Annotated in this window: 20 protein-coding genes; 9 read left to right on the top strand and 11 right to left on the bottom strand. The window is 53.2% G+C overall.

The genetic code is table 11. The features are described 5' to 3' along the window. Window positions 1–76: 76 nt before the first annotated feature. Both chbB and osmE read right to left on the bottom strand, forming a co-directional pair. Window positions 77–397, bottom strand: coding sequence for a PTS N,N'-diacetylchitobiose transporter subunit IIB (chbB, locus tag BZK40_RS00270; RefSeq protein ID WP_003832547.1), 321 nt, complete (start codon window positions 395–397; stop codon window positions 77–79). A gap of 298 nt (window positions 398–695) precedes the next feature. Next, window positions 696–1037, bottom strand: coding sequence for an osmotically-inducible lipoprotein OsmE (gene osmE, locus BZK40_RS00260; protein WP_003030621.1), 342 nt, complete (start codon window positions 1035–1037; stop codon window positions 696–698). A 210-nt stretch (window positions 1038–1247) separates the two neighbouring features. On the opposite strand from osmE, the gene nadE reads away from it, so the two are divergent. Both nadE and cho read left to right on the top strand, forming a co-directional pair. After that, window positions 1248–2078 (top strand): NAD(+) synthase, encoded by an 831-nt coding sequence (gene nadE, locus BZK40_RS00255; RefSeq protein ID WP_032943150.1) that lies wholly within the window; start codon window positions 1248–1250, stop codon window positions 2076–2078. Window positions 2079–2209: 131 nt separating this feature from the next. Further along, window positions 2210–3097 (top strand): excinuclease Cho, encoded by an 888-nt coding sequence (gene cho / locus BZK40_RS00250; protein ID WP_079933925.1) that lies wholly within the window; start codon window positions 2210–2212, stop codon window positions 3095–3097. Here cho and ves read toward each other — a convergent pair. The 7 genes from ves to astC form a co-directional block, all read right to left on the bottom strand. Continuing rightward, window positions 3057–3632 (bottom strand): environmental stress-induced protein Ves, encoded by a 576-nt coding sequence (gene ves / locus BZK40_RS00245; protein WP_079933924.1) that lies wholly within the window; start codon window positions 3630–3632, stop codon window positions 3057–3059. The two genes, cho and ves, sit on opposite strands and share 41 nt — an antisense overlap. 353 nt (window positions 3633–3985) lie before the next feature. Continuing rightward, window positions 3986–4471, bottom strand: coding sequence for an ATP-independent periplasmic protein-refolding chaperone Spy (gene spy, locus BZK40_RS00240; protein ID WP_079933923.1), 486 nt, complete (start codon window positions 4469–4471; stop codon window positions 3986–3988). A gap of 349 nt (window positions 4472–4820) precedes the next feature. Beyond that, entirely contained in the window at window positions 4821–5786 is a 966-nt protein-coding gene (gene astE / locus BZK40_RS00235; protein WP_079933922.1) for a succinylglutamate desuccinylase, read from the bottom strand. Further along, entirely contained in the window at window positions 5779–7122 is a 1344-nt protein-coding gene (gene astB / locus BZK40_RS00230) for an N-succinylarginine dihydrolase (RefSeq protein WP_079933921.1), read from the bottom strand. The genes astE and astB overlap by 8 nt, the downstream gene beginning before the upstream one ends. Then, window positions 7119–8597, bottom strand: coding sequence for a succinylglutamate-semialdehyde dehydrogenase (astD, locus tag BZK40_RS00225; RefSeq protein WP_079933920.1), 1479 nt, complete (start codon window positions 8595–8597; stop codon window positions 7119–7121). Before astD ends, astB begins: the two co-directional genes overlap by 4 nt. After that, entirely contained in the window at window positions 8594–9628 is a 1035-nt protein-coding gene (astA, locus tag BZK40_RS00220) for an arginine N-succinyltransferase (protein ID WP_060682309.1), read from the bottom strand. The genes astD and astA overlap by 4 nt, the downstream gene beginning before the upstream one ends. Beyond that, a complete protein-coding gene (gene astC, locus BZK40_RS00215) occupies window positions 9625–10845 on the bottom strand; it encodes a succinylornithine/acetylornithine transaminase (protein ID WP_048214345.1) in 1221 nt (406 codons plus the stop codon). The genes astA and astC overlap by 4 nt, the downstream gene beginning before the upstream one ends. 444 nt (window positions 10846–11289) lie before the next feature. Here astC and xthA point away from each other — a divergent pair, with 444 nt between their 5' ends. The 7 genes from xthA (at window position 11290) to BZK40_RS00165 (ending at window position 18421) form a co-directional block, all read left to right on the top strand. Further along, complete coding sequence (gene xthA / locus BZK40_RS00200; protein WP_003030642.1) at window positions 11290–12096, top strand: exodeoxyribonuclease III; 807 nt, start codon at window positions 11290–11292, stop codon at window positions 12094–12096. A 223-nt stretch (window positions 12097–12319) separates the two neighbouring features. Continuing rightward, window positions 12320–12976, top strand: a complete 657-nt coding sequence (locus tag BZK40_RS00190) for a TVP38/TMEM64 family protein (protein ID WP_170974252.1) — start codon at window positions 12320–12322, stop codon at window positions 12974–12976. Then, window positions 12973–13683 carry a TVP38/TMEM64 family protein gene (locus BZK40_RS00185; RefSeq protein WP_079933919.1) on the top strand — a complete coding sequence of 237 codons (711 nt, stop codon included), beginning with the start codon at window positions 12973–12975 and terminating at the stop codon, window positions 13681–13683. Before BZK40_RS00190 ends, BZK40_RS00185 begins: the two co-directional genes overlap by 4 nt. 32 nt (window positions 13684–13715) lie before the next feature. Then, the gene (locus BZK40_RS00180) at window positions 13716–14885 is read left to right on the top strand and encodes an ABC transporter substrate-binding protein (protein ID WP_079933918.1); all 1170 of its coding nucleotides are present in this window, start codon (window positions 13716–13718) and stop codon (window positions 14883–14885) included. Beyond that, a complete protein-coding gene (locus BZK40_RS00175; protein WP_060682313.1) occupies window positions 14858–16393 on the top strand; it encodes an ABC transporter permease family protein in 1536 nt (511 codons plus the stop codon). The genes BZK40_RS00180 and BZK40_RS00175 overlap by 28 nt, the downstream gene beginning before the upstream one ends. Further along, window positions 16393–17025, top strand: coding sequence for an ATP-binding cassette domain-containing protein (locus tag BZK40_RS00170; RefSeq protein WP_048235520.1), 633 nt, complete (start codon window positions 16393–16395; stop codon window positions 17023–17025). Before BZK40_RS00175 ends, BZK40_RS00170 begins: the two co-directional genes overlap by 1 nt. Window positions 17026–17113: 88 nt before the next feature. Continuing rightward, window positions 17114–18421 (top strand): sulfurtransferase, encoded by a 1308-nt coding sequence (locus BZK40_RS00165; RefSeq protein WP_079933917.1) that lies wholly within the window; start codon window positions 17114–17116, stop codon window positions 18419–18421. 100 nt (window positions 18422–18521) lie between these two features. Here the strand turns inward: BZK40_RS00165 and BZK40_RS00160 are convergent, their stop codons facing one another. After that, window positions 18522–19145: a CDP-alcohol phosphatidyltransferase family protein gene (locus BZK40_RS00160; RefSeq protein WP_060682316.1), complete on the bottom strand. Its 624-nt coding sequence runs from the start codon at window positions 19143–19145 to the stop codon at window positions 18522–18524. Further along, the gene (locus BZK40_RS00155) at window positions 19138–19707 is read right to left on the bottom strand and encodes a carboxymuconolactone decarboxylase family protein (RefSeq protein ID WP_020996450.1); all 570 of its coding nucleotides are present in this window, start codon (window positions 19705–19707) and stop codon (window positions 19138–19140) included. The genes BZK40_RS00160 and BZK40_RS00155 overlap by 8 nt, the downstream gene beginning before the upstream one ends. Between the last annotated feature and the right edge of the window lie 52 nt (window positions 19708–19759).

Raw genomic sequence — 19759 nt, 5'->3', positions numbered from 1 at the left:
CTTAAATACCGCAATTAAAAATTGCGGTGAATGTTAATGAAATAACTCTTTGACGGGAAAAATTAAAATAAAATAATTAATTTGCTGCGGCTTTTTTAATTGCTGCAACAGCAGCCTTAAGCACGCCTAAACCATCGACTTTGCCATACAGCAGCGAGTCAATCACTTCCACAGGCTTGTTGGGTAACAAACGCTGAATTTCGGGCAACATATAAGCAATTTGTGGACCTAATAACACGACATCGGCGACAGGACCTTTTTCTCCGGCCAGCGTTTCAGGAAATGCTTCAATAATAACCGGTACTTCGTATTTTTCGGCCTGAGCACGCATCTTCGAAACCAACAATGAAGTCGACATGCCCGCAGAACAAAACAGATAAATGTGTTTCTTTTCCATTAAAACGATCCTCATGTGCGATTATCTGTCAACCAGACACTCCGCAAGCCATAACCTGCATCCATGCTCTGGGTAACTTGCGTCAGCTAAATTACTTTTTTAGGTGGCTGAAATGAGTATACGGGATTGCACCGGTGGATGGTATTTCCTTGACCAACTAAATTGTCTCTCCTTGACCTGTCGTTATGACCCCCCTCACATTTCGGGCAAATAATTCGCAGCAATAAATAAGATCGTTCGGCACAAAAAAACCGGCACGATGGCCGGTTCTTCTGAATGCTCAGGCAATAAGCAGTTGTTACTTCTTCGCCGCCTGCGGGTCAGTGTCGTACTCTGCGCAGGTCTGGTAACCGGAGTTAATCACATGTCCGGTGTCGTCTAAAGCAACAAAATAGGTTTCAGCTTTACCATCTCGTTGACCCAGGATGTAGGTCTGGCATGTCCCTCGCGCATGAATCATGCTGACTTCAGAAGAAGGTTTACCGGCAATCTGCGCCACCTGCGCCCTGCTCATCCCTTTCTTCACATCTTTCACCACGGGCTGAACAAATTGGTCTTTGGTGCGATCGTAGGCCGTACACCCTGCCAGCATAGTCAAAACAGCCGCTGCGCTTAGAATTCCTGTTAGGTTCTTGTTCATATTCCGTCCTCTTGTATTTCAGCGTGTTATATAAGCCTGGAGCACAACAACACATTTTTCAAGCAATCAGATGATACTTAGGTCGTTTCGGAAAATTCTATTAAAACAAAATGATGTTAGATCAGGCCTGCATCCCTTGTCGTTTGGGTCCCAACGCGTTAGCTTTAACACATCATTTTTTTGATCATTTCATTTTTCGGAGGGGGTTAAATGACTCTGCAGCAAGAGATAATCCAGGCGCTTGGCGCAAAACCGCAAATTAATGCAGAAGAGGAAATTCGCCGCAGCGTGGATTTCTTGAAATCCTACCTGCAAACCTACCCTTTTCTGAAATCACTGGTATTAGGGATAAGCGGCGGACAGGACTCAACGCTCGCGGGAAAACTTTGCCAGATGGCTATTTCCGAGCTTCGCGAAGAAACGGGGAATGACGCGCTGCAGTTTATTGCCGTACGTCTGCCGTATGGCGTTCAGGCTGATGAACAGGACTGTCAGGATGCCATCGCCTTTATCCAACCTGACCGCGTGCTCACAGTAAATATTAAGGGTGCGGTACTGGCCAGTGAACAGGCCCTGCGTGAAGCGGGTATTGAACTGAGCGATTTTGTCCGTGGCAATGAAAAAGCCCGTGAACGTATGAAGGCCCAGTACAGTATCGCCGGAATGACCAGCGGTGTTGTCGTGGGTACCGATCATGCAGCAGAAGCCATCACCGGATTTTTCACCAAATACGGCGATGGCGGTACTGACATTAACCCTATTTTCCGCCTGAACAAGCGTCAGGGTAAGCAGCTGCTTGCCGCGCTGGGTTGCCCGGAACATTTATATAAGAAAGCGCCAACCGCCGACCTCGAAGACGATCGCCCTTCTCTGCCGGATGAAGCCGCATTAGGCGTCACCTATGACAACATCGACGATTATCTGGAAGGAAAAACGCTGGCTGCCGACATCGCGAAAAAAATTGAAGGCTGGTATCTGAAGACCGAACACAAACGTCGCACACCGATTACGGTGTTTGATGACTTCTGGAAAAAAGCGTAATTTTTTTAGTCACATATTGCCGGATAGCACTGGGATCACCGCTGTCCGGCCACTCTTCCTTGTCTGATGCCGCTTTTTTAATCGGTTTCAAACTGCTACACTGGATGAATAACCAGCATCCGGAGTGAGAAGTGGTACGGCGTCAATCAGCCCCACGCCTGACATTTGAGGCAGCGGCAATCTATGAATATCCTGAACACCTGCGTCCATTTTTGAGTGCGCTTCCCACCGCACCAGGCGTCTATCTGTTTCACAGTGAAAGCGACACTATGCCGCTCTACATTGGTAAAAGCGTCAATATTCGCAGCCGCGTGCTGGCACACCTGCGTACCGCAGACGAAGCGGCAATGCTGCGTCAGGCCAAACGCATTAGCTGGATTTGTACGGCGGGAGAAATTGGTGCCCTGCTGCTGGAAGCGCGGTTGATCAAAGAACAACAGCCGTTGTTTAATAAACGACTGCGGCGCAATCGTCAGCTTTGCGCCTTGCAGCTTACCGACCGAACTGTTCAGATTGTCTACGCACGAGATATTGATTTCTCCCATGCACCCAATCTGTTTGGCCTGTTTGCCAATCGTCGCGCAGCGCTACAAGCGTTGCAAAGCCTCGCGGATGAACAACAGCTGTGCTACGGCCTGTTGGGGCTGGAACCCCTGAGCCGCGGGCGCGCCTGTTTTCGCTCCGCGCTTAAACGCTGCGCCGGAGCGTGCTGCGGGAAAGAGAGTCATGAAGCGCATCATTTGCGTCTGTTAGCGGCGCTGGAAAGAGTGAGAGTGATTTGCTGGCCATGGAGCAATGCTATTGCACTGCAGGAAACCGGCGCTGAAATGACACAGTACCATATCATCAACAACTGGCTGTGGCTGGGAGTCGTTTCAACGCTGGATGAAGCGGCTACCCTGGCGCGTATGCCGGCAGGCTTTGACCATGATGGTTACAAAATTCTCTGCCGGCCTGTTCTGTCTGGTCAATATGACATTATTGAACTGTGTCCGGAGAATGCCCCGGCATCCAGTTAATCTCGCTGAACAGCAATTTTCCCTCGCGCTCCAGCAGTCGTAATGTGTGTTTGCCGTCATGCCAGCTCGCACCCTGGTCGGCCGTCAGCAGTTTATCGCCCAGTTGCCATGCACCACTGATAACAAACACCACGCCGCCGCGTGAACCAAAGGTCGTAAAGGTGCGATCGGCCACCCTGACTTTCGCCTGGCAGACATCTCGTCGGGTCATGATATTAAAATCCATCGACATCTGCCCTTCCGTCAGCTTTGCTTTTACCACCTTGTCACCGGCAAAGGTAAAAGGCTGATGCTGTTTCAGGGTATGCGTAAAGATGTTCGTTTCTTCCAGGGTCACTTCTCCACCTTCCAGCAGAGTAATCACACGTTCTACGCCGGGAAAAAGAGAAAACTCACCGTTTGCTGCAATGGAGGCGATACTCGCCCGCCAGTGAAAATCTCGTGTTGCTGGCGGAAAACAGCAAATCTCACGCGTTTCTCCCGCACCATTCCGCCAGAGGTTAACCGGCATTTTGCGGATATCAAAGTATTCCATCATCCCTCCAGAAAGGAGCAGCATGGCAGCCTGCCGTAAACAGACAGCCATAAATCATCATTATTATGTTCACCCTGCAGATTATTGTTATCGGCAGCAGAGTTGATTTGCCTTAGCGATGAACCCGGCATTTTGCAAAAAAGAATAACGCGCTGATCCAGGTAGAATTTTCGCGGGCTTCAGGAGAATAGCGTGTCGTGCGTCCGGTGCAATAGGCAGAAATGAAAAAACCGCCGATCCTGCCCACATCGTTATACGTGTTGTGGACAAGAGCGGCGGTCTTGAGTTTGGTTTCACACTGTGCGGCAATCAGCGCGACACAGTGTGAATGATTTAGTGTAGACGCTGATCGATTACTCGGCAGCTTCCGGCATTTTACCTTTCTGCGCTGCACGTTCTGTCAGACGCTTCTCAAAATTGGCATTAAACTGCTTTTTCTGTTCCGGGGTCAGAATGTTGTAAATTTTGTTCTGGGTTTCCATATGCGCCAGCATGTTGGCTTTGCGCTGTTCTTCCATCTTCGCAATCTGCGCTTCGGCTTTCGCTTTATCGAAGCTATCGCTGGCGATGATATCGTGCATTGCACGGCGTTCTTCCAGCGGCGGACGTTTCATCTGATCGTGCTGGCCTTTCATGATTTCGCGAATCTGCTGTTTCTGCGCGTCGGTCAGGTTCAGGTCTTTGAACATCATGTCGTGATGCGGGGCGAACTTGCCGTTGTGGTGCATCATCGGTTTGGCATCCGCTGGTGCAGCTGTTGTAGTGTCAGCAGCATGAGCCAGGTTCGCAGCACCCAGCGCCAGAGTAGAGGCAACAACCAGAGCAGTCAGTTTACGCATAATTTTTATCCTTTCTTTCAGTTATTTTTACGACACTCATGCGACTCTTATGCAATGTGATGTCGTGTTGACGAGATTAACTTTACCGGCTTAAGCGTCAATTAATCAGAGCAACGGTAAAACAGTGAAAGTGTAAAAAACAAACTTTCATCAATTATGAAGAAAAAAAGAATAAATTGCGCAGAGTTGCAATAAAAAATTACAACCGGATGATTTTGAAAAAATTATGGAGAACTATACCTGAACCCTGATTATTAAGAAAGCAATTCACCAGGAATAATCCGTAATAAATAAAAACAGCACGCAAAAATAAGCCCTAAAGGATAAACCTGCAGGGCGAATATATTGATCACAACTTTTCGAGCATCAATCCGGCACGTAAACCACAGGCCACGTTAGGGTTGGGAAAGAGAACATATTCAACATCATGGGTGACGATAAAACGTTCATCTCCGTCCTGCGCCAGCAAGGTGCCTTCTTTAAAGGGGGTAAAGTTTAGCGTCTGGTTATCCATGTGGAGAATGAAATCGTCGCTACGACGCGTGATTTGCGACACCACGCGATAACGCAGCGGGGATATTTCTCTCGCCGACACCCGCTCACCCCTCAGCAGTTTCTCCAGTGCGTCTGCCGTTTGTGCAAACTGGGTAAGATCGTTTTGCCCGAACGGCAGCGCTTTACCCAGTTCCAACGTACAGGCCAACGCACCAAAATGTTCCCCGCTAAAATGGGTGAACGTGCCGCCAGGCGTCTGATGGAAAACCAGCGCTTCCAGTCCCGCATCTCCCAGCCATTCAAGAAAATCCTCGTCCCAGGCAACGTTGCGTTGTGGCAATACGCCAAAGCGTAGATGCTGTGAACCGCGGATCGCGGTGTGCAGATCCAAATGCCAGCGCACAGGCTCCTTTGCGCGCGAATAAAAATCTTCAAGACACAGCTCAAGCTCGTGGGCTCGGTGCGTTTCTTCACTCGCGGTAAAAATCTGCCACCGGCCGCCAAACATACGATTCAGGTCGCTATGACAATATCGTTTTCCCGCAGCCAGCGCCTGCGGGTTTCCCAGAATCACCAGCAGCCGCCATGTCAGTGTCAGCTCGCCGCTAAACAGACTGGAAAGCAATGAATCGAGTATCTCTACCGGCGCGGTTTCATTGCCATGGATCCCCGCAGACAGCACCAGTGAATGTTCAACGGGTGCAAGCGGCGTCAGTTCCAGAATTCCGTGACCGATCCACTGCCAGTCAAAACCATGAGTGGTTCCTTGCGTTTTCTCTGGAGTGGCGCCTGCGAGCGTGATCGCCAGAAAGTTATCCATGGCGCATCCCCTCCTGCTGGAAAGGATACACTGAGCCGAGGTTGAGCAATTGCGTCAGCGTATCCAGCGCTTCACGCCCCTCGCGCAACAGCTGTGGGTCGGCAAGGTCGGCAGCGGTAAGACGATCGCGATAGTAACGGTCAACCCAGTTATTCAACGTGTTAAACAGCGTGTCGCTCATGATAACCGCCGGATTCACCGCCTGCTGTTCCTGCGGAGTGAGCACCACTCTCAGGCGCAAGCATGCCGGACCACCGCCGTTGGACATACTTTCACGCAGATCGAATACCCGCAGGTCATCGATCGGATTGTCTTCCTCGAGAAGCCGGTTCAAATACCGCCACACGCCAGCATGCTCCCGACACTCCTGCGGCAGGACCAGCATCATCGAACCGTCACTACGACTCAGCAACTGACTGTTAAACAGATAAGTGGTCACGGCATCCTGCACCGACACTTCCGCTGTCGGGACTTCCAGCGGGGTAAAACCTGCCACCTGACTGCGCAACTGCTCTAACAATGCCTGCTGTCTGACAAACGCCTGCTGATGACAAAACAGCACCTGGCGATTCGATACCGCAATCACATCGTTATGGAACACGCCAAGATCGATAACGTCCGGGTTTTGCTGGGCAAAAATGCGCTGATGTGGGTTGACCTGATTCAGTCGCGCGGCCGCTTCGCTGGCCTCACGGGATTGCCTTGCCGGATAGCGCTTCGGTTGGGATGCATTGCCTTCTTCACGACCGTAAACAAACAGCTGTACGCCGGGGTCACCGTAATCTCCACCCAGCCGGTTATGGTTTGCCGCCCCTTCATCACCGAAAAGCGCAACCTGGGGCAACGCGCCGTGGACCGCAAAGCTATTCTCATCACGGAAAATCGCCCGTAACAATGCTTCGGTAGTAGGCGCTTCCAGTGAACGGTGGAACTTATTATTCAGATTCGCCACCGTCAGATGAACTTTCCCGTCCAGCGAGTCTGCCGAAGGGCAAACCGTTGCCGCATTCGCTACCCACATAGGCGATGCGGAGCTGGCACTGGAGAGCCAGTGAGGCGCCTGACGCGCCACTTTATCCAGCACCTGTTCGTCACTGCCGCTAAAACCCAACTGACGCAGAACCGGAATATAAGGCCGCTCGTGGGGCGGGATCACCGCCTGAGGAAATCCTGCATCCGCCAGTGCTTTCATCTTTAGCAGACCTTGCTTTGCCGCCAGACGCGGGTTCGACACCTGAAATCGATGTTTGGTTGAGGCCTCATTACCAAATGACAATCCAGCATAGTGGTGAGTCAGTCCCACCAGACCATCAAAATTTACCTCACGGGCTTTCATAGCTTATCCTCGCGAGAAAAATCCAGTCCGGGGCTAAGCGCCGTTGGCAGCGTTAAGGCCGGGGATTCCAGACTTGCCATCGGCCAGGCGCAATAATCTGCGGCATACCACGCGCTGGAGCGATGGTTCCCGGAAGCGCCTACACCGCCAAACGGTGCGGTACTCGCAGCGCCGGTTAACGGCTTATTCCAGTTGACGATCCCTGCCCGCGCCTCCAACAGTAGCTGTTCAAACTGGCCGCGATCGGGCGAAACTAACCCACATGACAATCCAAAGCGGGTGTTGTTCGCCATACGAATCGCATCATCAAAGCTGTCATAACGCCAGACGCCGAGCAGCGGACCGAAAACCTCTTCATCAGGTACGTTCCCCGCCCCGGTCAGTTCGATGATTCCAGGGGTCAGCAGTGACGTTCCGGCATTTACCAGACGTGGCGCTAACAGCGTACGGCCTCCCAACGACGCCAGACGCTGCCAGGCATCATAGACGTGCTGCGCGGCCTGTTCGGAAATCAGTCCACCCATAAATGGCTGCGGTTGTGCATCCCAGTTGCCGGGCATTAAACGCTGACTAACCTCCACCAGACGCTTCAGGAACGCATCACCCTGCGCGCCTTTTTTTACGAGCAGGCGGCGGGCACAGGTACAGCGCTGTCCGGCGGTGACAAATGCGGACTGAATGGTCAGATGCACTGCGGCATCAATATCTTCCGGATTCTCAATAATCAGCGGGTTGTTGCCCCCCATCTCCAGGGCAAGGATTTTTTCCGGCTGGCCGGATAACTGCTTATGCAGCTGATAACCGGTATTCGCACTGCCGGTAAACAGCAGGCCATCAAGGTCTTCCAGCGCACTCAGCGCCTGTCCCGTTTCACGTCCGCCCTGCACCAGATTCAGCACGCCCGGCGGCAACCCCGCCTGCTCCCACAGTTTTGTTACTGCTTCACCGGTCCACGGCGTCAACTCGCTGGGTTTGAAAATCAACGTATTGCCTGCCAGCAATGCCGGAACAATATGACCATTGGGTAAATGACCGGGGAAGTTATACGGACCAAAAACCGCCAGCACGCCGTGTGGGCGATGGCGCAACGTTGCCGCACCATCCGGTAGTTCACTGTGCTGCTCACCGGTACGGGCATGATAAGCTTTGACGGAGATGGCGATTTTATTGATCATCGCCGTCAGTTCAGTCGCGGCTTCCCAATGAGGTTTTCCGGTTTCCTTGGCGATAATCTGAGTTAGCTCGGCTTTATTGCTTTCCAGCAATAAAGCAAACTTTTCAACAATAGTCTGGCGTGCGCTGAAAGGCTGTTTAGCCCAACCGGCAAAGGCTGCTCGTGCGGCCTGGCACGCTTGCGTCACCTGCATTGCATCTGCATCATTACCGTGCCACAGCACATCACCGCTTACCGGGTTGGTTTTCACCCGACGCTCGCCCAGCCCCGTCACCCAGTCACCGTTTATCCATAGTGTCATGCTGTTTTCTCCTCTGCACAAAGACGTACAAAACGTACATGGTCGCCCGCGTGGCATTTCAGGGCATCCAGTTGCGCCGCCGTCAGTACCAGACGTTGGGTATCCGGGTCTGCGCGAACCAGCATGACGCGGAAGTTTTGATAGTTTTCATTGGCAACCAGACAGGCCGGATAATCACCGGTTGCTGGCTGACCTTCCGCCACTTCCACCAGCCTGCTTTTACGAATAGCCCGAACCCGGTCGATATCGCATTCCAGCGTTGGCCCACCGTCGAAAATATCGACATAGTTGCGGTAGCGAAATCCCTCTTTCTCCAGCACCGCCCGCGCTGGGGCCGTTTGCGGATGTACCTGACCAATCACGCCTTGCGCTTCATCAGACAGAAAATGGGTATAAATAGGATGCTTGGGCATCAGTTCAGCAATAAAGGCTTTCTGTCCTGTTCCGCAGAGAAAATCCGCCCGGCTGAACTCCATTGAGAAAAAGCGTTTACCGAGGCTTTGCCAGAACGGCGAGTAACCGTGCTCATCAATCACGCCGCGCATTTCGGCCACGACTTTCTCATTAAATCGGTCGCGAAAGGCCGCCATAAACATAAAGCGCGATTTTGACAGCAAATAGCCGTTGCCTTCTTTTCGCCAGTCCGGATCGAGAAACAGAGTGCAAAGCTCGCTGCTACCTGTGTGATCGTTACTCAGAAACAGCGTCGGCAGCGCGTTATAGACATTCAGCTCTTTCGAGGCGTGGACCAGGGTACCAACCCGGTAGTTGTACCAGGGATCGTTAAGCCCTACCGCTACCTCAATGGCGCAAATCCCGGCCACGGTTCCGCTGGTACTGTCTTCAAGCACAAACACATATCCCTGCTCACTTTTTGGCAACTCACCGCGCCAGGTTTGGAGTGAACGTTCGATACGCGCCATCAGCGTAGCTTCATTCGCCGGTAGCGAGGTCAACCCGCCGCCGGTCTTACTGGCAAGCTGCATCAACGCGGTGATATCCGCGCGTTCAATGGGACGAATCACCATCATGATGAACCTCCTGCTTTAATGCGTTCGCAGGCCAGCGCAAAGCGATCCAGTCCGGTAGCGACTTCTTCTTCGCTGACGTTGAGCGCTGGCGCAAAACGCACCACGTTAGCGCCAGCGATCAGTACCATCACCCCGGCAACAGCCGCTTCTTGCGAGATGAGTTTCGCTTTCCCGGCAAATTCCGCGTTCAGCACGCAGCCGATCAGCAGTCCGAGTCCACGAATTTCACTAAACAGTCCAAAACGTTCGTTAATGGCGTTTATACGCTCCACAAACCAGTCGTGGCGCTGTTTTACTCCGTTGAGCACTTCCGGTGTATTCACAATTTCCAGCAATTTACCGGCCACCGCCGTCGCCAGCGGGTTTCCGCCGTACGTTGTACCGTGTGTACCAACCGTCATCACGCTGGCGCAACGCTCTGTCGCCAGCAGTGCGCCGATGGGGAAACCACCGCCCAGCGCTTTTGCTGTCGTCAGCAGATCCGGCGTCACGCCGTAGTGCATATAGGCATACAGCTCCCCGGTACGGCCAACGCCGGTCTGAACTTCATCAAAAATCAGCAGCGCATTATGGCGATCGCATAACTCACGTAGCCCCTGTAAAAAGGCTTTTGTTGCCGGTACCACACCGCCTTCACCCTGCACAGGCTCCACGATAACCGCACAGGTGGTGTCATCAATCAGTTGGCTGGCAGAATCGAGATCGTTGTATACGGCATGACGGATATCCGGCGGCAGCGGCGCGAAATCCTGTGAATAGGCAGGCTGTCCTCCGGCGCTGACGGTAAACAGCGTGCGGCCATGGAAAGCATTTTTAAACGCTACAATCCCGCTCTTCTGGCTGCCAAAACGATCGTGGGCATATTTACGCGCCAGTTTTAGTGCCGCTTCGTTGGCTTCTGCACCGGAGTTACAGAAGAAAATGCGCTCGGCGAAGGTGGCGTCAATCAGCTTTTTCGCCAGACGCAGTACCGGCTCGTTGGTGTAGCCATTTCCCGTATGCCAAAATTTGCTCGCCTGGTCGTTTAATGCCTCGCGCAATGCCGGGTGGGCGTGACCCAGCGCGTTAACCGCAATGCCTCCCGCGAAATCGATATACTCTTTACCCTGCTGATCCCACAGACGTGAACCTTCACCCCGCACCGGAATAAAAGGGGCCGGAGCGTATACGGGCATCATCCATTCATCAAAATTTTCACGCGTAATTGACAGAGACATAGCGACCTCAACGGTAAATAAAAGGTTATTTATATGTTAATAAATATAGTGTTTGCGGTGTAAATGTAGATTGCAGGGTTCGTGCCAGCCAGCGAAAAAAGTGCATAAACGGAGGTCGATGACGGAATATCAACAGGTTACAACGTAGCGATATTCACTACATGTGCATATAAAGTGAATATGTTTGCACATCAGGCGACTAAACAGAGGAAAAAACGCAGTTTTATTCAGTCGCCAAATATAATTCTGGAATTGTGATCGTATACGAAATTTTTCGGAAATTATTGCCCCATTCCGACGCGCTTCGCGCCAAAACGGTGCAGTTTTTGCTCCATCGTTAACACCATTAGCAATCATTGTTGGAATCAGGTGACAAGAAGCAGTCAGACTGCAGAAATTCTGCTACCATCCTTGCACTATTCATCTTGCAAAGTGGCAGCGACTATGAAATTTGTCTCTTTTAATATCAACGGCCTGCGTGCCCGTCCCCATCAACTGGCAGCCATTGTCGAAAAACACCAACCGGATGTTATTGGCTTACAGGAGACAAAAGTCCACGACGATATGTTCCCTCTCGAAGAGGTAGCAAAGCTCGGTTACAACGTCTTTTATCACGGCCAGAAAGGTCATTACGGCGTGGCGCTGTTAACGAAAGAAACGCCAATTGCGGTACGTCGTGGCTTCCCGGGCGATGACGAAGAAGCGCAGCGTCGGATCATCATGGCAGAAATTCCGTCCCCTCTGGGCAGCATCACGGTGATCAACGGCTATTTCCCGCAGGGCGAAAGCCGTGACCATGAAACCAAATTCCCGGCCAAAGCCGCGTTTTATCAGAACCTGCAAAACTATCTGGAGACTGAACTGAAGCGCGACAATCCGGTATTGATTATGGGCGATATGAATATCAGCCCAACCGATCTCGATATCGGCATTGGCGAAGAAAACCGTAAACGCTGGCTGCGTACCGGTAAATGTTCCTTCCTGCCGGAGGAGCGTGAGTGGATGGAACGCCTGCTGGGCTGGGGTCTGGTGGATACTTACCGTCACGCAAATCCTGAAAAGAATGACCAGTTCTCGTGGTTCGACTATCGCTCAAAAGGCTTTGACGATAACCGTGGCCTGCGTATCGACCTGCTGCTGGCGAGCAACCCGTTGGCGGAACGCTGCGAAGAAACCGGCATCGACTATGAAATTCGCAGCATGGAAAAACCGTCCGACCATGCGCCTGTATGGGCTAAATTCCGCGTCTGACCTTCTGCGTCTTTTTACTCTCCAGGCCCGGCCTGGAGAGTCTGTTTATTCTGTGCAAAATCAATAAAGTGACGGTAATACATTGTTACGGCCGGGAATTTATTATATCTTCGCGCGCGCTTTTCGCTGACGAAAATGCTCCATTGCACTCGGTTTTACAGGAGAACCCCCATGAAAAAGAAGTTCGCATAAAGCAGAATACCGGCTGCTGATTGTCGCGGTCCTGTTCTGCGTTCTGGCGGGAGTTTTCCATCATTATGGTCTGACCGACCTGATAACCAATTTCCATCATTTACAAGACGTCATCCGCCAAAGCGGTATGTTCGGCTATACGCTTTATATCCTGCTGTTTATTGTTGCTGCGCTGTGTCTGATCCCAGGCAGCATCCTGGTGATCGTCGGCGGTGTGCTGTTTGGCCCCGTGGCTGGGACGCTTATCTCGTTAGTGGCAGCAACCGTGGCCTCGGCGCTGTCGTTTTTGCTGGCTCGCTGGCTTGGACGGGATCTACTACTGAAATACGTTGGGCACACGGCGACGTTTCAGGCTATCGAAAAAGGCATTGCCCATAGCGGAGTAGACTTTCTAATCCTGACCCGGCTCGTGCCGCTGTTCCCCTATAATATTCAAAATTACGCCTATGGGCTGACGGCCATTCCGTTCTGGTCATTTACCGTAATATCGGCACTTACCACCTTACCCGGCATCTTTATCTATACGCTGATGTCGCATGAACTCGCCAGCGAAGGCATTACCCTGGTATTCATCGGTAAGCTCAGCGTGGCAGGGCTGGCGTTATTCGCCCTCGTTCAGGCAGCCAAAGCCTGGGCCCGATATAAGCATATCGATCCGTCAGCCAACCATGAGTGTACGGGTAAATGATAAAACGGAATAAAGCGCGGCTGGCTCGCTATTACCGAGCGGGTTTGATTGCTCTGCTACTGCTCGGGCTAATGGCATGGGCATGGATACCTGGCGTGAGTGATTTTCTCCACAGCAGCCTGGCAGCATTTACCACACTCGATCAGCATGCTCTTGAGAACTTTATTCGTTCTTATGGAACCCAGGCGGCGGTGGTGTCGTTCTTCCTGATGATCTTACAGGCCATCGTTGCACCGCTTCCTGCGTTTGTGATCACGTTTGCCAATGCCTCGCTGTTTGGCGCATTTTGGGGCGGCGTACTATCCTGGAGCAGCGCAATGGCAGGTGCGGCGCTGTGCTTTTTTATTGCCCGCATTTTAGGTCGCGGTGCGGTAGAAAAGCTGACTGGAAAAACGGTGCTGAACAATATGGACGCTTTTTTCGAGCGCTATGGTAAGCACACTATTCTGGTCTGCCGCCTGTTACCTTTTGTGCCGTTCGACCCGGTAAGCTACGCGGCAGGCCTGACCTCAATTCGTTTTCGTCATTTTTTCATCGCCACAGGCATCGGACAGTTACCCGCCACTATCATCTACTCATGGGCGGGAAGCCTGTTAACCGGCGGCACATTTTGGTTTGTGACGGGTCTGTTTGTCCTGTTTGCCCTAAGCGTGGTGATATCGGTGGCGAGAAGCCTTTATCTTGAGCGCCAACGGAAAAAAAGCTGAGACCTTCCCCCATTTTTAGCCATGGAGATATTATGCGTTACTGCTTATTGTGTCTGAGTTTGTTGCTCTGTCCGCTGGCGACGTTTGCCCAGGACGCCAGCTGGCAACAAATCAAAAATGACGCCCGTGGTCAAACGGTGTGGTTCAACGCCTGGGGTGGCGACAATGCAGTTAACCAGTATCTCGACTGGGTTAGCGGCGAGATGAAAACGCACTACGACATTAACCTGAAAATCGTGCGCCTGGCAGACGCCGCCGATGCCGTAAAACGCATCCAGACGGAAGCGGCATCCGGGCGAAAAACCGGCGGCTCTGTCGATTTACTGTGGGTTAACGGCGAAAACTTCCGTACGCTAAAAGAAGCCGGGCTGCTGCAAACCCAGTGGGCGCAAACGCTGCCTAACTGGCGCTATGTTGATACACAAAAACCGGTGACCGAAGATTTCTCCGTTCCAACAGAGGGGGCTGAATCACCGTGGGGCGGTGCCCAACTCACCTTTATTGCCCGGCGCGATCTCACCGCGCAGCCGCCGTTATCTCCGCAGGCACTTCTTGAATTTGCGCAGGCGCACCCTGGCACGGTGACCTATCCACGCCCGCCAGACTTTACCGGAACGGCTTTCCTTGAACAGTTGCTAATTTCGCTCACCACCAAACCACAGGCATTGAAAGTTGCGCCAGATGCGGCGACATTCGCCGAAGTTACCGCGCCATTGTGGCAGTATCTTGATACCTTGCATCCTGTACTTTGGCGTGAAGGCAAAGATTTTCCGCCCACGCCAGCACGAATGGATTCACTGCTCAATAGCGGTACCCTGCGTTTATCATTGACCTTTAACCCTGCCCACGCGCAGCAAAAAGTGGCGAGCGGCGAATTGCCTAAAAGCAGCTACAGTTTTGGTTTCTCACAGGGCATGCTCGGCAACGTGCACTTTGTTGCCATTCCGGCGAATGCCCACGCCAGTGCCGGAGCAAAAGTCGTGGCAAACTTCCTGCTTTCTCCTGAAGCACAACTGCGCAAAGCTGACCCGGCTATCTGGGGAGATCCTTCGGTGCTTGATCCACAAAAATTGCCTGACGAACAGCGTGATGCGCTGCTGGCGCGGATCCCACAGGGGCTCCCTGCCGTGTTGCCAGAACCGCATGCAGCCTGGGTAAACGCTCTGGAACAAGAATGGCTACGCCGCTACGGTACGCATTAATTCTGCTACTCTGGGCCATCATGGCGGCAGTTTATCTGCCGTTGGCGCCAGCGGCATGGTCTCTGATAACACCGGCGCTTAGTACCACACACTGGCTGGCGCTCTTTGCCGATCCTCAACTCCCGCAGGCGTTACTGGCAACGCTGGTTTCCGTCGGCCTCGCGGCTGGGGGCGCGCTGATTATCGCGCTGCTGGCGATCCTCGCCTTGTGGCCCGGCGCAGGCTGGGTACGTCTGTATACGCGTCTTCCGTGGCTGCTGGCAATTCCGCACGTTGCCTTCGCCACGAGCGTGCTGTTGGTTTTTGCTGAAGGCGGCATACTTTGGCAATGGCTCCCGCTCCTCAGCCCACAGCCGGACCGCTACGGCATTGGACTTGGCGTAACGCTGGCGGTGAAAGAGAGCGCTTTTTTGTTATGGATTCTCTCGGCCCTGCTGAGTGAAAAACAACTTTCTCAGCAGGTTATCGTATTGGATTCGCTGGGTTACAGCCGACTGCAATGCCTGAACTGGCTGGTTCTGCCCGCTATCGGCCCGGCATTAGGTAAAGCTATGCTGGCGATTGTTGCCTGGTCACTCTCCGTTGTTGATGTGGCAATCGTTCTTGGCCCCGGCAATCCGCCAACGCTTGCCGTATTGAGCTGGCAGTGGCTCAGTCAGGGCGACGTCGAACAGCAGGCGAAAGGCGCACTTGCCAGTCTGTTGCTGGTGCTGTTACTCCTTGTTATCGCGCTGGTGGGTTATCTGCTCTGGCGTACCTGGCGACATACTATTCCGGCAGTAAACGGTGAACGCCAGCATTTTTCATCTATGACAATCGTACGCCCGCTGGTACAGATTTTGCCCGTCAGCGGTGTGGTATGCGCGCTGGTGCTGGCGCTTATCGCCAGCTATTCCTCGCTAAACAGCGAGGCGCTCAGCAACAGCCTGCAACTGGGGCTCCTTTCCAGCGTGCTGGCGCTTCTGATACTTTTTGCCTGGCTGGAATGGGGTCCACAAACCGGACACCGCTGGGTCTGGCTACCGCTCATTTTGCCTGCGCTACCGCTGGTAACCGGACAATATCTGCTGGCGTTATATGCCGAACAAGATGGACTGATGACTACCATTATCTGGGGCCACCTGCTGTGGGTGATGCCCTGGATGCTATTTGTGCTTAAACCGGCGTGGCAGCGCATTGACCCACGATTAATTTTGATTGCGCAAACCCTGGGCTGGACGCGGTGGCGGATATTCTGGCTGGTGAAATGCCCACAGCTGGCACGCCCGGCATTGATTGCCTTCGCGGTTGGCTTCTCGGTTAGTATCGCCCAGTATATGCCAACGCTGTGGCTAGGTGCCGGACGCTATCCCACGTTAACCACCGAAGCGGTGGCATTAAGCAGCGGCGGTAGCAGTGCGATTCTGGCAACACAGGCGTTGTGGCAGCTGCTTTTACCACTGCTCGTTTTCGCACTTGCAGCCTTTCTCACCGCGTGGATCGGCCGCTTTCGACAAGGACTCCGCTAATGCTTACTGTACGAGGCGCTTCGTTGTACCAGGGCGTGAAAGCGCTGGTGAAAGACGTTAATTTTCAGGTTAACAAAAGTGACATCGTCACAATTATGGGACCTTCCGGCAGCGGGAAATCTTCGCTGTTTTCATGGATGATCGGGGCGTTGTCTCCCCAGTTCCAGGCCTCAGGCGAACTGTGGCTTAATGAACGACGCATCGATACGTTACCTACCGCGCAGCGCCAGATTGGCATTTTGTTCCAGGATGCGCTGCTGTTTGACCATTTCAGCGTTGGGCAGAATTTACTGCTAGCCTTACCCGCCAGACTGCAAGGTCCTGCCAGGCGTCATGAGGTAGAAAGTGCCCTCGCACGCGCGGACCTGGCAGGATTTTATTCACGCGATCCGGCTTCGCTCTCCGGTGGGCAGCGTTCGCGGGTCGCCCTGCTCCGCGCACTGCTGGCGCAGCCCCAGGCGCTGTTACTTGATGAACCCTTTAGCAGGCTGGATGCGTCGCTACGCGATAACTTTCGCCAATGGGTCTTCACCGAGGTGCGTAAATTGGGGATCCCTGTGGTACAGGTGACACATGACGCGCAGGACGTGCCGCCTGCAGGCCGCGTATTTCAGATGGAAAACTGGGCGTGAATGTGGCGATATGCTGCGTTAACGCAAGGTTTTTACGTAACTGGCGGCACAGAATGTCGTCTTCTTTTTTTCAACGTCGGGCTATTCGATGAAACGTGTTTCTCAAATGACCGCGCTGGCACTGGCTTTAGGGCTCGCTTGCGCTTCTTCCTGGGCTGCTGAAACAGCACAGACGCTCACCCTCAACCAGTTACAGCAAAAGCAAGGCGCGGCGATCGATACCCGTCAGAGCGCTTTTTACAACGGCTGGCCACAATCGCTCAATGGTCCTTCAGGACACGAACCTTCCGCACTGAACCTGTCTGCCGCCTGGCTCGACAAGATGAATGATGAACAACTCAGCGCCTGGGTTAAGTCACATCAACTTAAGACCGACGCTCCGGTGGCGCTGTATGGTAGCGAGAACGACATGCAGGCCGTTAAATCCCGTCTGCAAAAAGTTGGCTTTAACCAGATTTCAACCCTCAGCGATGCGCTGACAGATCCTGCGCGTCTGCAACGTCTGCCGCACTTCGAACAGTTGGTCTACCCACAGTGGCTGCACAATCTTCAGCAGGGTAAAGACGTGACTGCCAAACCGGCGGGTGACTGGAAAGTGATTGAAGCCGCCTGGGGCGCGCCGAAGTTGTATCTGCTCAGCCACATCCCCGGCGCGGGCTACATTGATACCAATGAAGTTGAAAGCGAACCGCTGTGGAATAAAGTTTCCGATGAGCAGCTTAAAGCGATGCTGGCGAAACACGGTATCCGCCACGACACCACGGTGATTTTATATGGCCGCGATGTTTATGCCGCCGCGCGCGTGGCGCAAATTATGCTGTACGCAGGCGTGAAAGATGTTCGTCTGCTCGACGGCGGCTGGCAAACCTGGTCCGACTCAGGTTTACCGGTCGAACGCGGCACTCCGCCAACGGTGAAACCAGAGCCTGATTTCGGCGCGAAAATCCCTGCCCAGCCGCAGCTTATGCTGGATATGGAACAGGCGCGCGGTCTGCTGCATCGCCAGGATGCATCTTTGGTGAGCATTCGTTCATGGCCGGAATTTGTCGGTACCACCAGCGGTTACAGCTACATTAAGCCAAAAGGTGAGATCGCAGGCGCGCGTTGGGGCCACGCGGGCAGCGACTCCACCCACATGGAAGATTTCCATAACCCGGATGGCACCATGCGCAGCGCGGATGACATCGCCGCCATGTGGAAGCAATGGAATATCCTGCCGAATCAACAGGTCTCTTTCTATTGCGGTACCGGCTGGCGTGCTTCAGAAACGTTTATGTATGCCCGCGCGATGGGCTGGAAAAACGTCTCTGTTTACGATGGTGGCTGGTACGAGTGGAGCAGCAATCCGAAAAACCCGGTCGCCAGCGGTGAACGGGGTCCGGACGCCAGCAAGTAAGACTGGCATTATTGCCGGATGCGGCGAGAACGCTTTACCCAGCCTGGATATATCATCGTTGTAGGCCGGATAAGCGAAGCGCATCCGGCAACGCATTACCTTACGCCTGACGCTGAACGGTTTTCAGCGTCAGATATCCGCTCCAGATCCGGGTGAACGTTGTCATCCAGCACAGCGCGCCAAAGACCCACGCCAGCACGGCAAAATAGTCCGGGAACAGACACCCCAACACAAACAGCAAAATTGTCTCAGTTCCTTCGGTCAGCCCGCCAAGATAATAAAACGATTTATGCGCGTAACCGGGGTTATCAATCTGATGTTTCGCTGCCAGTGCGGCGAAGGCCAGAAAGCTGCTACCGGTGCCAATAAACGCGAACAACAGCCAACTGCCTGCCAGCGCATTTTGCGCCGGAGCGGCAAGAATAAAACCAAACGGCACAAGGGCGTAAAACAAAAAATCGAGCGAAATATCGAGAAATCCGCCCGCGTCGGTTAGTCCTCTGCGCCGCGCCAGCGCCCCATCCAGCCCGTCAAACAACCGATTGAGCACAATGGCCACCAGCGCCGCCAGATACCAGCCTAACGCCAGAAATGGCAACGCCAGCACGCCAATGGCAAATCCGACCAGCGTAAGTCCGTCCGGGGTAATCGCCGGTTTATCAATAATACCTACGCACCGATGCAACAGCGGTTTTAATCGTGGATGAAGATGGCGGTCAAGCATGCGGGCGTCCTTTAAAACTGTCGCACAGTCCCTGCGAGGGAATATCGAGAGCGGCATTAAAACGCGCCGAGAGATTTTGAAACGCAATCAGCGCGGTCATTTCCGTAATGGCATCATCGGTAAAATGCTGCTTCATCTGCACTTTCAGCGCATCGTCAACCTGTGGAGGCGTTGCGGTAACCGCATCGGCATAGGCCAGCGCTACGCGTTCTTCAGCGCTAAACAGCGTCGAATCTTGCCAGGTGGCAACCTGCATGACTTTATCCAGCGCGCCACAGCGTTCTGCCAGCCGTAAACTATTCGCATCAACACAGAAAGCGCAGTGGCAGACCTGAGAAACGCGGGTCATCAACAGCGCACGCATCACCGGCGTTAAGCGCGCCTTTTTACGCTCCAGAAACCCGACAAACAGCGCCACCAGCCAGAACAGAAACGGCATCCGCCCCCACCAGCGCGTGGGATGCAGCACATCGCCATAATGTTTTTTCTGCGTGGCAACGAGCGGTTTTAAACTGGAAGGGATACGCGTTAACGGCTTTACCCACGACTGAGGTTCGTTCAACGGTGGCTCCTGAATACTTTAGATAAAACAAAGATAACGATAGTATGTCATT

Source organism: Citrobacter portucalensis (genome assembly GCF_002042885.1).
Classification (GTDB): Bacteria; Pseudomonadota; Gammaproteobacteria; order Enterobacterales; family Enterobacteriaceae; genus Citrobacter; species Citrobacter portucalensis.
The sequence above is the reverse complement of the archived record's forward strand: the minus strand, read 5'-3'. Positions and strand labels throughout refer to the sequence as shown.